Raw genomic sequence first — 15593 nt, 5'->3', positions numbered from 1 at the left:
GTCCGGCTGCCTTTGCACCCTCGCAGAATGCCTGCACCATGGCAGAGGTGTTTTCTTTTCTCGGACTTCCGTTGAATACAGCTATTTTCATTTGATTTTCCTCCTTGTAATATATGTTTATGCTTTGTTAAACTTATCCTTGCCCTGCTTGCATCTCGGACATTTCCATTCATCTGGCAGGTCTTCAAAGGCTATACCGTCGTGCTCGGCAGGATCGTAAACATATCCGCAGATAGAGCAGACATACTTTCCGCTTGCCTGAACAGCCGAGAAGTCAATTTCTGCAAGCACTGTCGGAACATGATCATCAAGATCCATGACACGCTTTGCTTCCAGGTTCTCATAGCCCTGAGGAGTATGTGTTCCGCAGTAAACGGTAGGATTATTGCGTACAAATTCACGTACACGGTCGAGAGTTTCTCTTGCTGCGGAAATATCTTCAAATACCACCGACAGCTTGTTCTCGTAGAGCGCTTCATCAACATAGGTGATGTCACCGTGAAGCATGAAGAAAAGCCCTTCGTTTTCCACAATAATAATGCTGTTGCCGTTTGTGTGTCCCTTTGCCTTGATGAAGTAAATTCCTTCGGCTATCTTCTGACTTTCTGGGAAGTTGTGATATGCGCCGTCTGTGAATGTCACGGGAACGATGTTCTGGAGTCCCTGCAATTCGTTGGCAGAGGTTTCATCAGCATTCACATATATCTTCGCATTGGGGAAGGACTTCAGCTCGCCGGAGTGGTCTGCGTGCTTGTGAGTTAGAAGTATCTTTGTGACCTGTTCGGGCTTGTAGCCGAGAGTCGAAAAAGCCTCCATATAGGTGCAGATGTCCTTGCCTGTGTAGGCAGGGCTGTTCTCGTCGGGAGACTCTTCGGGAGTGCCTGCGGGAATTCCAGTATCAACGAGAATGACCTCATCGCCTGTGTCGATAAGATAGTTTTGCAGACTGCCGCGGTAGCGGATATTCTTGTCGAACTTGTCCGCACCTTCCTCACCGCCCATTACAAAGGGCTGACCGTAGAATCCGTCTTTTCGGAATTTTACTGCTTTTATTTCCATGATAAATTCCTCCATACAGCAAAGGCTGCCGATGTCTACCGACAGCCTTATTCTTATACTTATTTTTCAGCAGGCTCCCACTTGCACCTTACTGGCGAAACGATAGTGCCGTCCTTCTTCATTGCTGTCATAGCCTTGTCAACGGCCTTGCGGTCAAGACCTGTCAGTTCTGCGATCTTGCCTGCGTTCAGTGGTTCGCCGGCTTTCTTCATAGCCTCTAAGATCTGTTCTTTTTCTGCCATTTGTATTGCCTCCTCAGAAATGTATTTCTTCTTTGTTATGCTCTATGTAAACGGGAGCTTCATTCTTAGCGCCGTTTTTGATCTCTCCGCCGAGATCAAGGATACAGTCAATGCACTTGTCAACATATTATGAAATGCTATGTCACCGATCAAGTGCGTTATATTTCTGTTATTTCATACCGCTTGAAGAGAGTTTTCGTCACATATTCCGTTTTAAGCTCTGTGAGAGCTTTATAGTGCGGTGTTTCCATATGGAACTGAACAGCTTCTGCTGAACTCCATATTTCAAGCAAAATCAGTTCGTTTTCGTTGTCAGGGCTAAAATAGTAATCGTATTTCTCGTTCCCGTCTTCTGCACGAGCGGCATCTGCAATACCGCTGCTGAGAATGGCATCGTAAAAGGCCTGACGTTTTTCCGGCTTGATATAATAGTGTACTTCTACAAGACGTTTCATAATGCTCCTCCTAATTTCGTTTCTGATAGATAATATAGTAACGGAAAACAGATCAGGTATGTTTGCTTTTTAGTTCATCAAGACGTGTCTTTAATGCTATATATCCTGTTTCAACATCATAAATATCAGAAACAGCTTTTTCCATAGGACAAATATCTGTTCCTTGACGATTGATTATTTGCTTGGTCAGAATATCATATGAACATGGTATATCGTGTTCTTCAAGATAAGCTTTTCCGCCTTCCGACATAACTTTTCCATGAACTGATATTATACCGCATCTGACAAAAAGTATTGCAGCCGCTTTTCCAACTATTATATCGGCAGCCGAATATCTGACCAATTCTTTACCCTCTGCGATAAATTTCATCACAGGAGATATTCCGCGTCCGTCATCAGTAAAGTATTTTCCGTTTTTACAAAGACAGATCGAATGTCCGTTAAGATTTTGGATCGCAATTTCAAGATCAGTCATGAGCGTTACCCTTTATAAGCAGCTTTCTGAGTCCTATTATGATGACAGGAACAAGAATCGCCTGTACTGCAAGACCTATAAAGCCGGTTTGTATCTGGCTCCATATCATTTTTGTGCTGAACTGCGTAAAGCTCTGTGTCGCAGCAATTGCTCCAAGAAAAACTCCTCTTCCGCAAAGCTGTGCAAGTATTACTGCAAGAAATGCACATAGTCCGTTTTCTGAGATCTTCTTGGTGAAAAGACCTGAAACAACTGCAAATACTGCAAGCTCCAGAACCATGAACGGAAGTCTTGCAGACATCGGCATTGGATTACCCATAGCTGAGGTTATCAGGAAACTTACCAGAGGAGAAAGCACTCCGACTGCAAGTCCCCATCCTGTACCGAGCAGACAGCCTCCTATAAGTACAGGCAGATACATTGGCAGCCATTTAACACCTCCGGGAGCTCCTGCTGCAAGATGAACGAGCTGAGGCAGAATAACTGCAAGAGCGATAAGCCCGGCAGATACAAGGGTTTTATATGTAATCCTGGTGCCGTGAGATATATTTCTTATTGTTAAAGCGTTTTCACACATTTCAACTTCCTCCTTAGTGTTCAAAAGTATTTGCAACATCTTCAAGCAGCTTTCGTATCGGCAGATGCTGTGGGCATATCTTCTCACATTTTCCGCATTTTATACAGCTTGAAGCTTTTCCGCTGTCTCTTGTATGAATATCATAATACATATGCGGATTCCAGTCATGCGTCATTTTCCGGGTGTTCATGCATGAAAACAGGTCAGGTATGGCAATATGCTGAGGACAACCTTCCACGCAATAACGGCAGGCAGTGCATGGAATAATATCTTTTGAATGCAGTATATCAACTACCTTATGTACAGCATCAAGCTCCTTATGGTTCAGAGGCTGAAAATCCTTCATGTAGCTGATATTGTCCTCAAGCTGTTCAATGCTGCTCATTCCGGACAGGATACAAAGCATTCCGTCAAAACCCGCAGCAAAGCGTATAGCGTAACTTGCAATACTTCCATTGTCAAGCTCTTTTAATACTTTTTGAGCCGTATCAGGAAGATTTACAAGAGTACCGCCCTTTACAGGCTCCATTACAAGAACAGGCTTATTATGCCTGCGACAGACTTCGTAAACTTTTCGCCCCTGTACCGCAGGATCATCATAATCAAGATAATTGAACTGTATTTGTACCACTTCAATTTCGGGGTGATCTGTGAGTATCTGTTCAAGAACATCGGCAGTATCATGGAAAGATATACCCACATGACGTATCTTTCCCTCATTTTTCAGTTCAAAAGCAGTTTCATAAGCCCTGCATCTCTGGAATTGTTCATAATTACCTGCACTCTGAGCGTGCATGAGATAGAAATCGAAATAATCTACACCGCACCATTCAAGCTGTTTTTCAAAGAAAGGTCTGATATCTTCCTGTTTCTTAAAGTAGCTGTCTGTGAGCTTGTTGGTCAGAAGATAAGCATCTCTTGGATAACGGCTTGTCAGGCATGAGCGGATAGCTGTTTCACTTTGACCACCGATATATCCGTGAGCAGTATCAAAATAATTGAAGCCGTTTTTTATGAAACTGTCAATCATCTTGCAGAACTGCGGCTCATCAACTCTGCCGTCCTTCATAGGAAGGCGCATACAGCCAAAAGCCAGTTTTTTCTTTACTTTGTCCATGTTCATACCTCCATATCGTAAAAGAATTTTAATTATTATATCATAAATTGATTAAGGTTACAATATATTTTTTGTAAATTATTTTCAATGTATTTGATCAGTTCTTAATTTATTGACATTTTTTACAGAAGTGGTATAATTGGATTATACATTATTTTTTACGAAAGGAACGTCAGACCATGAATAATCTAAGCAATGATCTTCTCGAAAAAATAACCGAAGACGAAGTAAAGGGCTCATGCTGTGAGCTTGGAAATATAGTTCCTGACAGGATCGAGGACCACGATATAGTTGTTGTGGGTGCAGGTGCGTCGGGAGTTCCTGCCGCAGGCTGGGCGGCAGAGCTTGGAGCAGATACAGTACTGCTGCAAAAGGAGCCCACAGTTATATCACAGGGCAACTGCGGTTCAGCAATAATCAAGTCACGTTCAACAGAGGCAGGCATTGCCAAGTGGATACACCATACCAACAGCCTCTGCGACTGGAGAGCCGATACAAAACAGCTCCGTGCATATGCCGAGCATTCCGAGGAGGCTATGATGTGGTTCCTCAACCGTGCGGGGCTTACGAAAGAGACTGAATACGGCGACGGAAGCAAGGTGGACAACAATGCCGAAAGTGCAAAGCTCCTGAATGACGGCGACAAGCTTTGTGCGTTCAGAAGTACCAGCGGAGACTTTACAGGCATCTGGAAGGACCGCATGAACAGCTATGACTATGGTGATGATCACTGCTACTTCTTTGCGCCGTGGATAGGTCCCAAGCCGCTGAATGTGGGTAATGCTCTGCACAACGCCCTTAATAATGTAATGGCAAAGCATGATAATCTTAATGCTTATTTCTCAATGCCTGCGGTAAAGCTGGTCATGGACGGAAAAAGAGCGGCAGGAGTTATCGCTAAGGACAAGGACGGAAAATACGTACAATTCAATGCCTCTAAAGCAGTCATTCTCGCGACAGGAGACTATACCAACAATGCCGCTATGGTTAAGTGCTGGTGCCCCGATATTGCGGAATTTGACAAGAAGCAGTTCGGCAAGACAGGCGACGGTCATATCCTTGCCATAAGTGCAGGTGCTGAAATGGAGCCGCTGGGACATACCAAGATGATGCACGACTTTGACTCTGCACTCATGTTCGAGGAGCCGTTTCTCTATCTCAACATGAATGGAGAGCGCTTTACAAATGAGTACACAGGATTTGTATACATGGGAAATCTGCTGAAATATCAGCCTAAGTTCAAGGGCTCTATGCTGGACGCCGACCACAAGGACGGCTCAAGAGGCTGGTACTGCGCTATATACGACAGCGACTATGTGAACTGGGATAGTGACAGCTTTGTGGACGGCTGTGTTCCGCCTTTTGTTATGGAGAAGTTCATTCCGGGAGCTGTTGCTGAGCCTCAGGGCGTTTTCAAAAATCTCGTCGACCTTCACAGATGTGATACCCTTGAGGAGCTTGCTGAACAGCTCGGTATCCCGTATGATAACATGAAGTCTTCTGTTGAACGCTACAATGAGCTCTGCGAAAAGGGCTGTGATTCTGATTTCGGAAAGCCGGCAAAGTATATGCACAAGATAGAAAAGGCTCCATTCTGGGGAGCAAGGAAGCATATCCGTGTTTCAGCTGAGGTATCGGGAGTCATCACCAATGAGTATGCGCAGGCTCTCGACTCTGAGAGGAAGCCTATCAAGGGACTTTACTGTGCAGGAAATCTTGGCGGACCTTTCTACGGCGGAGCCGATTATCCATTCCACCAGACAGGTCTTTCACTGGGCAGATGCTATACCTTCGGCATGATAGCTGCAAAACACGCACTTGGTGTCCTTTGATGAATAAAAGGAGATCATTATGAAGGAAGCGACAAATAAAAGAAGACGAAGGATAGGCATTATTCTGATTCCGGTGCTTCTTGCGGCAGTCCTTGTTTTTGTGTATATCCGTGTTAATCCTGAGTGGAAGGCAGCAGAGCTGACTATTGAGCCGGCAAACAGGTTTTTTGAGATAAAGTCACTGGATCCTGAGGGTATGACTCTCGAAACACGCATACTTCCGCCTGATGGCTATAGCCGTGTGCCTGTTGAGAAGGGCAGCTTCGGTGAATATCTGAGAAATTATCCGCTGCTGCCTGATGATACAAAGCTGCCTGTATTTGATGGCACTACAATAAATAATATTGATATTGCCGCAATATTCGATATAAGTCTTGGCGATGAGGGCTATCAGCAATGCGCAGACAGTGTTATCCGCCTGTACAGTGACTATTTTTACGAAACAGGACAGTATGACAGAATTTCCTTCCTGTTTTCCAACGGTGATGAGTGCAGCTATGACCGCTGGCGCAAGGGCAGGAGAATGCTTGTCTTTGCTGACTATTCATTTGAAATACCTGCGGCTCTGCCTGATGACAGTGAGCAGCAGTACAGAAACTACCTCAAGGAGGTAATGCGCTATGCAGGAACTCTGTCACTTCAGAAGGAGTCAGAGGTGATACCGCCTGATGAACTGCAAATCGGTGACATTATCTGCAATGACACTCATGTTGTAATGATAGTTGATGAGGCAGTAAATAATAAGGGCGAAAAGTGTTATCTTATCGGACAGAGCTTCATACCTGCGGTGTGCTTCCACATTCTCACATGGTCTGAAGGAAAAAACAATATCTCTCCGTGGTTCACTCAGGAGCAGCTCACACGGGATAATATTTCTGAGCTGGGATATGGTCTGAACAAGGATAATATCCGACGCTGGAAGGACGGATTCTGATAAAATATATCCCGTAAGCTATTCTCAGTACTTACGGGATAATTTCTTCATCTGTCAGGGGCTTGCAGTCTTATAGTAAGGGAGCGATAAAATGACAATATGGAATCCGTGGCATGGCTGTCACAAAATAAGTGAAGGCTGTGCGAATTGCTATGTTTACCGCAGGGACGAAAGTATCGGAAAGGACGCTTCGATCATTGCGAAAACAGGGGGTTATGATCTTCCGCTGAAAAAGAACAGACAGGGACAGTACAAGCTTTCTGCTGAGGACGGCGTAGTATTCACCTGTATGACCTCGGACTTCTTTCTTGAAGAAGCAGATCAGTGGCGGCAGGGCTGCTGGGACATGATATATCAGCGTCAGGACCTGCATTTTTATATCATAACCAAGAGGATCCATCGCTTCAGCCAATGCGTACCGTCAGACTGGGGCAGCGGCTGGGATAATGTGACTATATGCTGCACCTGTGAAAATCAGGACAGAGCAGAATACAGGCTGCCGATTTTCCTGAGTCTGCCTATAAAGCACCGTGAGGTGATCTGTGAGCCGATGCTGGGCGAAATAAATATGGAAAAGTATCTTGCCGCGGGGCTTATCGGTCACGTAAGCTGCGGCGGCGAATCGGGAGATAAGGCTCGTCCCTGTGATTTCAGGTGGATACAGGAGGTTCGCCGTGAATGTATCCGCTGCGGAGTGCCTTTCACATTCAGACAGACAGGTGCTGTATTTATCAAGGACGGAAGAACCTATCATTTAGAGCGAAAGCTCCATATATCACAGGCGAAAAAGTCCGGCTACAGCTATATCCCGAATATGGGAATGGCGGATACGATAAAATACAGACTTCCTGACAGGGAAGCGTTATTCGCAAGACTGAGCAGGTCGGATTTCAGAAACAGATTCCATTTATCGGCAAAGGACAAAGCCTATGTCGCCGAAAAGGGAATGGAAACGATACGAAGCCACGCACAGGATTTCGTGGAAAAACGTCTGTCAGCCGAAAATCCCGAAAACGACGGCAAGCAGACTCCGATGAAGGGACACCCTGTATTCATAGCGCAGCACGCAGCTGCCTGCTGTTGCAGGAGCTGCCTTGAAAAATGGCATAATATCCCTGCCGGAAAGGTGCTGACAGAAGGGGAGCGCTCTTATATCGTCGATGTGCTTATGAGCTGGATAGAAAAGGAAATGCAATAAAAAGAACGTGTTTTTGTGAAAACACGTTCTTTTTTGTATTTAAAGTGTGATAGCTGAACTCTTATTAATTAGCCTTTTATAGTGCTGCGTATAACCTCGAAGCGCTTGAGGAGGAAGTCGATAACGGAAACGCTGTTGTTTCCGAACATTCCGCCGCCGCCGAAGCCGCCGCCGCCGCCGTTCCAGTTGAATCCACCGCCGCCGAAGCCGCCTTCAAATGCCCAGCTCTGCTCAAATTCTGCTGAGCCTTCTGCTGCATCTGGTTCATCAGAATTGAACTGGAAGTTCCACTGACCATTGCCCTGCTGACCCCACTGGTTCTGCTGGCCCTGCTGCTGCTGATCCCACTGGTTCTGCTGACCTTGCTGCTGTCCCCATGGATCTTGCTGCTGACCTTGCTGGCCCTGCTGCTGTCCCCATGGATTTTGCTGCTGACCTTGCTGACCCTGCTGCTGTCCCCATGGATTCTGCTGCTGTCCCTGCTGTCCTGCACCCTGGAGTCCATTAGCACTCTTGGTGGTCGATGTTACGAACTGATCCACAGAGAATGCAAATCTTGGATCAGCCTCGACGTGTGGACGGATAAGCTGAGAATAGTTTGCAACATACTGCTCGATATTCTTGTAGTAATCCATGATCTCGTTTACATAGCCTACGTACATTTTATAGTACTCAGGGATCTGGAGAAGCTTTGCAAAAGGACGGTTGTCAACTGTTGCGTTGTAAAGGCTTGTATTGATGTCTGAGTTTACAGAGCTTGCACCGTCCATGAATATACCGAGGCAGAGGTTGTAGTCCCAGCCAACGAAATAGTGCTTTCCGCCTGTATACATGAGGTAGTAGTTGTGTGCCAGTGAGCCGTTGTAGCTGTCGTAGTTGCACATTACAGAGTTTACTGCAAATCCTTTAAGGAAGCTTGGAACATCCATAATGTCCTCTATGAACTTATAGTCTGAAGTGGTGACCTTATTGATAGCTGTTTTGAGCTCCTCAAGGTGCTGGAGCTGTTCGTCGGTACCAAATTTAAGGTCGAGGTTGCTTACAGGCATATTATTGGTGAAGGTACTGTAGCTGTCGCCTCCGCCCATGCCGCCCCACATACCGCCGCCGCCTGCCTGATTGCTTCTTTCGGTAGCCTTGTAGAGGTTAGAGTCGTCGTCGATAGCGTAGCGCTCAGCAAGTGTCGTGCCGGGCTGCTCGAGAGCATAGTAGAAACTGTAGAGCTTGCCGTTTACATACATATCTGAGTAGCTGCTCTTAGGAGCTACACCGTCTATGTTGTACATAGCATCATAGCAGATAAGGTCTCTCATGCATGAAGCGTCTGAGTAGAAGTTGTTCATGCAGAATTCAGTAAGACCGTGATAGTTGTTGAGCTTTTCGTACTTATCCAGCTTGAAGCGGAAGCTGTACTTGCCGTTGTTTACCATCATACGTGAGCTGTTGCCCTTGGTTCTGATACCAACGTTTTTGAACTCTTCACCGTCGATAACGAGGTCGCATGGGTACCATTCTTCCTTCTGAGCGACATTCATAAATGCGTTCCAGTCGCTTTCGGACATCTTTACATCGATTTTGTGGACCTTGCCCAGATCGAAGAAGCTGCCGTAGAGCTGTTCTTCATTTTCCATATCGTTGTTTACGTCCTTGTATGCAGCAGGCTTGCCGCCTGTGAAGGTGCTGCCTGAGCTGTGCTTCTGCTTGATGCCGCCTGCGAACAGCTTATACTCGCCGCTGCCGATCTCGGCAGATGAGATTATAGCGTATCTGTACTTCTTAGATGTATTCTGGTCGAAGAGCACCTTGTTTGAAGAATCGGTAAGAGCGATAGGATTGTTCTTTGACCACTCCTTAGCGAAATCTATCATAATAGTATTCTGCTCAGTAGATGTAAGGTTCTCGCACTGATTATCTGTAGCTGTAGCGAGGAGATCGCCGCCTGTGACAGCAATTGTGCCTGCGCTTGTAAGACCTCTGTCGCCGAATGCAGCTATCTTGCCGCCTGAGATATTGAGAGCAGTTTCTGCCTGTATAGCGTCATTGCCGCACTTGATATTTATTTCGCCGCCTTCGATGTCAACATTGCCCTTAGATGATTTGATACCGTCGCCTTCTGAATTGATATTGAGTTGACCGCCCTTTACGAGAACGGAAGATTTGCCCTTTACAGCATCGTTAGCTTCTGTCAGGTTAAGAGTGTCGATATTTGTAATACCGCCTGTGAACTTGATGTCGTTGTTGCAGACGATAGCGGGCTGAACATTTGCAGTGATATTCAGGATACCTGTACCTGCGTCGCCGCCCTTGATAGTAAGGTCGTCCTTAGCCTCTATAACAGCGCTTGTCTGATCGTCGCCGCTGTAAGCTGAGGTGCCGTCGGAAACTGTATTCTCTGTGCCGTCAGCAAGAGTGATAGAAGTCTTGTCAGCGTTCTTGATAAGAACAGCAGGAGCGTTCATACCGGTGATATTTACCCCGTTGAATACCAGCTTGACTGTGTCGGGATCAGCCTTTTCATCAGGGATCTCAACGTAAATCTGTCCGTTGTTGAGTGTACCGTCGATAGTGTAGCTTCCTGAATGTGAGATAGTGACCTTAGAACCGTTAGCCTCTGCGTACTTGCCGTCTACCTGTATGGAAGAACCGTTAAGATGTATCTTGGTGTTTACATCTTCCTTAGGGAGAGTTGTAACTGTTTCCGCGGGAGCAGTCGTAGTTGCTGTAGTAGTTGTCTGAGCTTCAGCTGTGGTAGTAGTGCTGTTTTGTGCGTTATTGCTGTAGCTTTCTGGCAGTTCTTTGATCATGCCGAGAAGATAACGCTGAACAGAGAGAGCGTCGTTTGAGGTAAGACCGTTGCCGCGCTCTGAAACGTCGGCTAATTCGGCGCCATCAGCTGTTATATGCTGTTCGTTGGTGCCTGTAGTGCCGTACTTTGAAGGATTAGCCAGGGACTGCATAATGAGTACGCAGTCGGACATATCCACGCTGCCGTCAAGATTGGCGTCACCGTAGAGCTTGTCAGCTGCCGAGCTGCTGAGCGTTACCGCTGCAGCCGAGCCTACGATACAGGCAGATAGTATGCCTGCGATCAAGCTTTTCTTCTTCATTTTTAATTCCTCCTAAAAATAATAACATAAAGTTGGTATTAATTCGTCGTTAATATATGATTACATAATAATGAATAAATCTTAAAATAATCTTAAACTTACCTTAAAAGCACCGATTTTTACTGCATTATGTTCAGAAAAAACGCAAAATGGTGTAATTGGTCTATTTAAATTTGCTGTTGGTTAAAAAATAAGCGCAGCAGAACAAGCTGCTGCACTTATTTAATAAATAATATTTAAATAATTTCAAAAAACTCAGGGTGTTTATCGAGCATGATCTCTGCTGCCTTATGTGCCTGCTCGGACATTTCCTCTATCGAGAATATATACACGTCACCATATGTCATGAAAACTCTTGTGAGCCTTGTGTCCATCATTTTGTATTCGCCGCTTTGAGTTTTGAATGAGAATGGCAGCTGAAAATATCTTGCTCCTGACTTTTTCATGCGGTCGCGGAGAGTAGAAGGTTCCATGCATTTCAGGAAACGCTTCCTGTCGCTTTCGGCAACCTCGTTTTCTGCAAACTGCTTAATTGCTTCATCAAGAGGAAGATTAGGGTAATCCTCATTAAATCCGAGCTTTGAATACAGCCTTGTAAGAACGAGATTTTTAGCCGGATCAATTACAGAGATATGGTCGTAGGTATCTATAAGCATACGGCTGTACTTATCGAAAAGGTCGGTTGTCAGCTTGTCTGCTTCACCGCCGTATGTCTGTATGCTTGCGGCAAGCATTACCTTGCCGTTGCCCTCGGCGATACACTTTGTACAGTAGGTGAAATATATGCCGTTTACAAGGTGGTCCTCCTTGATGATATCTCCTGTTTTGATAGTCATTTTGACTTGTGAATCGACATTTGAGTAATTTGATGAACCATTATCGTTGATAAGCTTTATCATGTCGTCTACTGTTTTGAAGCCGATGCGCTGTAAGCCCTTTTCGTAAGCCTCGTTCTTGTAAAGCAGCTCGACGTGTGCGTCTGTCTGCTCAATAAGAGCGAGAGCTGTAGAATTTTCGCGGATAAATCCGTAATCGCCGCTTTCGATCTGTTCGTTTGTGAGGTCGTTCAGCGGATCGGGACTGAGGAAGTTTATCTGACCTACTGAGTTCCAGTAGTGATTTTCCGCAGGATCCTCGACTCCGAGCTTTGATTTGGAGAGATATTCTATATATAAAGAACTGTCCATAGGCTTTGAATAGTAGAAGCCCTGTAACATTTCACAGCCGATATTTCTAAGGAATGTCATCTGCTCCTTAGTTTCCACGCCCTCGGCGAGCGTGTGCATTCCTATTGCCTTAGCCATATTCATGACCGAAGCCAGGATCTTCTTGGAGCGTATACCAATATCGCTGAGGAATCGCATATCGATTTTCAGAACATCAAAGCTGTAATCCTTTAGCACATTCAGCGAGGAATAGCCGCTTCCGAAGTCGTCCATGAAGATAGCGAAGCCTGCGTCGTGGAAGCTGTCAAAGATACGGCGGAAATACGCTGTGTTATCAAGCATTACGCTCTCGGTTATCTCGATGTGTATAGCTGTTGACGGTACATTATGCTTGTCGAGTATCTTTGAAATGGCGTCAAGCATATCTATCTCGTCAAAGTCAAGACGGGAAAGATTAATGGAAAAAGGGTGCAGAGGAAGTCCACGCTCCCTCATTTCATTATATGTAATACAGATATTATCGAGAATAGCCAGATCAAGCTTATGGATAAGACGGTATTTCTCAAGCACATTAATAAATAGGAAAGGGGAGAGGAGCCCCACAACTGGGTCCTGCCAGCGGGCGAGAGCCTCGACACTGCATATCCTTTCTGTGAGAGTACGGATAACGGGCTGATAATAAGCTTTTACATAGCCTTTTTCCAGTGCGGATTCGAAGTTATTAACAATATATTGTTCGTCGATATGCTGCATAACCATTCTCCTTTGCTGTAAAATGACGAAATATAGCAAAAATCGTATTCCGATACTCTATTATAACATAAGGTACAGAAAAAATCAATAATTTAACCAAGAATTTATATAAAATTCATTTTTTGGAGCAGGTCAAGCCATGCACAGGAGAGGTTGAAAGCGGCATTTTTAATTATTAAATACAAAATGTATAGAAAAATATGCTTTTTACAATTTTATGGCAATTACTGATTGAGATAAAAGATATAATAATATACAATAAGTAATCAACTGGTTAGAATAAAGGTGCAGAAAAACCACTTTTCATTGTGAAATTTGCTGAAATATATGAAAAATTATGAATTTTTCCGAAAAGTTATTGACAAATAGTAGAAATTAAGCTATAATGTGATTGTAAACAAAAAGTATAAACCCCGAGGCGAAATTAAAGAGGCAAAAGGCAGCCGAGCCTATTCTCGGTAATTTATTATGAAAGGAAAATGACCTATGATGAAAACTAATGCTAAAAGAAAGAACAGCGCAGTTAAGAAGCTTATACCGGCTGCTGGAATGCTCGCTTTATCAGCTTCGATGCTCGCAACATCCACCTATGCATGGTTTACCATGAACAAAGTTGTTGAAGTTACAGGAATGGAACTTAAGACAAAGGTTGGTTCAAACCTGCTTATCTGCTCAGATAATGTTGAGGAACATTATGCTTCAGCAACACTTTCGGAAGGCAGAATGGGCTTATTGGAGCCTGTATCTTCTATCAACGGAACAACTGGTTCTTTCTGGTATACTGTTAACGCAAATGCTCGCGGACAGAAAGAAGCAACAGCAACAGTCACCCAATATGGTGAAGATACTTTTGTAGCTAATGCAGTTGCGGGAAAAAATGCTTACGATAAGGCTTTTAATGGCGCTTATGGTATACATACAATAGCTTCGAATTTTGGAGCAAATGAAGTTCAGATGATAAAGCAGGTTGGCACATCAGGACAAGCTGGCTATGTTGCTGGAAAGGACGGTGCGGCATATGGCTATATTGACTATGTATTCTATATAAAGGCTACTTCTGATACTGCGGCTCAGAAACTGCAAATGACAGAATGTAATATGCTTTATAACGATGCTGCTATTGGCACTTCTGGCACTGCTGGCGTAAATCTTGACCGTGCATGGCGTGTAGGCGTATTTGTTCAGTCTTTAGACGCTGCTACAGAAGGCGGTAAGGGAAATAGTGGAGAAACATATCTCTCAATTGCACAGAAAGACCCCGCAAGTTCAGCAAGCAATCTTAAGGGAATTCTTGCGTTAAATGGTGCAACATACTTTACAAGCGGTCAGGCACAGACCAGTGCGTCAGCGTTGGCCAATGTTGTAAACTTCAAAGATGGTAGCGAAGGCGTTACTGAGGGCGTCATACTTGATACTATAGCAAATAGCGGAACAACAGCTTATTATAAGGTTCTTGTTCGTGCTTGGCTTGAAGGCGAGGATAATACTTGTAATTCTGAAACATATGCTAAGCTGACTAATAATTGGAAACTTAACTGTAAGTTTGAACTGGATACAGTAACAACAAATGCTGTTAAGGCGCTTAATTCAAATGCCGCTAATGTTGCAAGCACAGCATCTACTCAGTTAGCTGTTACAAGCCCGATTGAAGTTGTTCAGACAACAACAGCTGCTGGTGGTTAATAATCACTACTCACTAATTGCTAATCACTAAATACAGGCACATAAAATTAGCTTCTCATAATAATTCCTCCATAAAGGGTTTTATAGACCTATCCGATATGCTTAATGCCCGTCGATCGGCGGTGCTCAATAAAGAATTTAAGTCATCGTAGGTTCCTAAAGCCTCTATAACATAACACCCCCCTCTTGTAATGAGAGGGGGCGTTGTTTTGCATGGATATGTTTTTCTATATGCCTAAGAAATTTTATTGTTAGTATATATGAGAAGAAATATACGATATGTATTGAATTATGCTCTGAATTCAACCTTTTTTGCACAAACATTACAAAATGTAAAGAGAGTTATTGTCGATTATGTCCATTGAAAATGATATATGAAAATGATATAATAAAGTAAGGATATTATGCACTATCGGGCTAACTATGCCCTTTAGCCGCTTCTTTGAAAGGTGGTGATCACGGTGAGCGCTAAGGCTTTTGATGCATTATCTAAGTCCTCTGATGTCAGCTCGGTCCCTCAGACTGCACAAAGTCAGGTCCATGACTATGACGAGGCTAAAGTAAGAAAACGACGGCTGCGAAGCTCCTTGATAAAAATGGGGGCGCTCGCTGTGTTCGCTTTCATCGTTTGGATTTTTGCTACTATGCATATGATAACAAAATAGATGACCGCTAAAACAGCGTAAATACGCCATTTTATAAAGATAAGTGAGGTGGAGCAGATGAATGATAACAAATCTAAATTCCCTATCGGCGAGCTGCCGCAGTCTGCTTCGCAGAGCAGTCAGGCGGTCGATGAGATAGCTGAAAAAAAGCGTAATCAGAAAAAGTCGCTGATAAAACTCGGAGCTATGGGAGTTTTAACGTTAATTTTGTTGATTTTTTCTTCGCTTTCCTGGTTCACGATGAACACTCAGGTGGAATCAGGAGGGATGTCGATGAAAGCAGGTAGTATACCGTATACTATAGAATTTCCTGGAGAAGATGAAGGAAAA

12 protein-coding genes and 2 pseudogenes are annotated in these 15593 nt (G+C 44.3%); 5 read left to right on the top strand and 9 right to left on the bottom strand.

The features are described from left to right. Nucleotides 1-117: 117 nt before the first annotated feature. The 7 genes and pseudogenes from K5677_RS08510 to K5677_RS08480 all read right to left on the bottom strand — a co-directional run bounded on the left by K5677_RS08510 (nucleotide 118) and on the right by K5677_RS08480 (nucleotide 3925). Nucleotides 118-279, bottom strand: coding sequence for a rubredoxin (locus K5677_RS08510; RefSeq protein WP_296726840.1), 162 nt, complete (start codon nucleotides 277-279; stop codon nucleotides 118-120). A 90-nt stretch (nucleotides 280-369) separates the two neighbouring features. Beyond that, a pseudogene (locus K5677_RS14470) lies at nucleotides 370-1002 on the bottom strand (MBL fold metallo-hydrolase); the annotation flags it as partial. 116 nt (nucleotides 1003-1118) lie between these two features. Next, nucleotides 1119-1301 carry an HTH domain-containing protein gene (locus K5677_RS08500; protein WP_296726835.1) on the bottom strand — a complete coding sequence of 61 codons (183 nt, stop codon included), beginning with the start codon at nucleotides 1299-1301 and terminating at the stop codon, nucleotides 1119-1121. Nucleotides 1302-1459: 158 nt separating this feature from the next. After that, nucleotides 1460-1756 (bottom strand): putative quinol monooxygenase, encoded by a 297-nt coding sequence (locus K5677_RS08495; protein WP_296726833.1) that lies wholly within the window; start codon nucleotides 1754-1756, stop codon nucleotides 1460-1462. Nucleotides 1757-1808: 52 nt separating this feature from the next. Beyond that, nucleotides 1809-2231 (bottom strand): DUF1893 domain-containing protein, encoded by a 423-nt coding sequence (locus K5677_RS08490; RefSeq protein ID WP_296726830.1) that lies wholly within the window; start codon nucleotides 2229-2231, stop codon nucleotides 1809-1811. Next, nucleotides 2224-2808, bottom strand: a complete 585-nt coding sequence (locus tag K5677_RS08485; protein ID WP_296726826.1) for an ECF transporter S component — start codon at nucleotides 2806-2808, stop codon at nucleotides 2224-2226. Before K5677_RS08485 ends, K5677_RS08490 begins: the two co-directional genes overlap by 8 nt. A gap of 13 nt (nucleotides 2809-2821) precedes the next feature. Continuing rightward, a complete protein-coding gene (locus tag K5677_RS08480) occupies nucleotides 2822-3925 on the bottom strand; it encodes an aldo/keto reductase (RefSeq protein ID WP_296726823.1) in 1104 nt (367 codons plus the stop codon). 179 nt (nucleotides 3926-4104) lie between these two features. Between K5677_RS08480 and K5677_RS08475 the strand changes: the two genes are divergently transcribed. The 3 genes from K5677_RS08475 to K5677_RS14465 all read left to right on the top strand — a co-directional run bounded on the left by K5677_RS08475 (nucleotide 4105) and on the right by K5677_RS14465 (nucleotide 7889). After that, nucleotides 4105-5757: an FAD-binding protein gene (locus K5677_RS08475; RefSeq protein WP_296726818.1), complete on the top strand. Its 1653-nt coding sequence runs from the start codon at nucleotides 4105-4107 to the stop codon at nucleotides 5755-5757. A gap of 19 nt (nucleotides 5758-5776) precedes the next feature. Further along, complete coding sequence (locus tag K5677_RS08470; RefSeq protein ID WP_296726815.1) at nucleotides 5777-6691, top strand: DUF4846 domain-containing protein; 915 nt, start codon at nucleotides 5777-5779, stop codon at nucleotides 6689-6691. 91 nt (nucleotides 6692-6782) lie between these two features. Further along, nucleotides 6783-7889, top strand: coding sequence for a DUF5131 family protein (locus K5677_RS14465; RefSeq protein WP_366849163.1), 1107 nt, complete (start codon nucleotides 6783-6785; stop codon nucleotides 7887-7889). 68 nt (nucleotides 7890-7957) lie between these two features. Here K5677_RS14465 and K5677_RS08455 read toward each other — a convergent pair whose 3' ends face one another. Next, a complete protein-coding gene (locus K5677_RS08455) occupies nucleotides 7958-10996 on the bottom strand; it encodes a carbohydrate-binding domain-containing protein (RefSeq protein WP_296726811.1) in 3039 nt (1012 codons plus the stop codon). Between the two features lie 236 nt (nucleotides 10997-11232). Further along, nucleotides 11233-12915 carry an EAL domain-containing protein gene (locus tag K5677_RS08450; protein ID WP_296726808.1) on the bottom strand — a complete coding sequence of 561 codons (1683 nt, stop codon included), beginning with the start codon at nucleotides 12913-12915 and terminating at the stop codon, nucleotides 11233-11235. A 486-nt stretch (nucleotides 12916-13401) separates the two neighbouring features. Here K5677_RS08450 and K5677_RS08445 point away from each other — a divergent pair, with 486 nt between their 5' ends. Next, nucleotides 13402-14598, top strand: a complete 1197-nt coding sequence (locus K5677_RS08445) for a hypothetical protein (protein WP_296726807.1) — start codon at nucleotides 13402-13404, stop codon at nucleotides 14596-14598. A gap of 722 nt (nucleotides 14599-15320) precedes the next feature. Next, nucleotides 15321-15593: pseudogene (locus tag K5677_RS08440) on the top strand (hypothetical protein); the annotation flags it as partial.

The sequence above is a fragment of the Ruminococcus sp. genome, from assembly GCF_024684275.1.
This window is presented reverse-complemented; position numbering and strand designations above follow the sequence as displayed.

What these genes read in the sequence shown, in the direction of transcription:
- K5677_RS08500 (WP_296726835.1), bottom strand. Translation starts at nt 1,301, where the DNA reads ATGGCAGAAAAAGAACAGATCTTAGAGGCTATGAAGAAAGCCGGCGAA.
- K5677_RS08495 (WP_296726833.1), bottom strand. Translation starts at nt 1,756, where the DNA reads ATGAAACGTCTTGTAGAAGTACACTATTATATCAAGCCGGAAAAACGT.
- K5677_RS08490 (WP_296726830.1), bottom strand. Translation starts at nt 2,231, where the DNA reads ATGACTGATCTTGAAATTGCGATCCAAAATCTTAACGGACATTCGATC.
- K5677_RS08485 (WP_296726826.1), bottom strand. Translation starts at nt 2,808, where the DNA reads ATGTGTGAAAACGCTTTAACAATAAGAAATATATCTCACGGCACCAGG.
- K5677_RS08480 (WP_296726823.1), bottom strand. Translation starts at nt 3,925, where the DNA reads ATGGACAAAGTAAAGAAAAAACTGGCTTTTGGCTGTATGCGCCTTCCT.
- K5677_RS08475 (WP_296726818.1), top strand. Translation starts at nt 4,105, where the DNA reads ATGAATAATCTAAGCAATGATCTTCTCGAAAAAATAACCGAAGACGAA.
- K5677_RS08470 (WP_296726815.1), top strand. Translation starts at nt 5,777, where the DNA reads ATGAAGGAAGCGACAAATAAAAGAAGACGAAGGATAGGCATTATTCTG.
- K5677_RS14465 (WP_366849163.1), top strand. Translation starts at nt 6,783, where the DNA reads ATGACAATATGGAATCCGTGGCATGGCTGTCACAAAATAAGTGAAGGC.
- K5677_RS08455 (WP_296726811.1), bottom strand. Translation starts at nt 10,996, where the DNA reads ATGAAGAAGAAAAGCTTGATCGCAGGCATACTATCTGCCTGTATCGTA.
- K5677_RS08450 (WP_296726808.1), bottom strand. Translation starts at nt 12,915, where the DNA reads ATGCAGCATATCGACGAACAATATATTGTTAATAACTTCGAATCCGCA.
- K5677_RS08445 (WP_296726807.1), top strand. Translation starts at nt 13,402, where the DNA reads ATGATGAAAACTAATGCTAAAAGAAAGAACAGCGCAGTTAAGAAGCTT.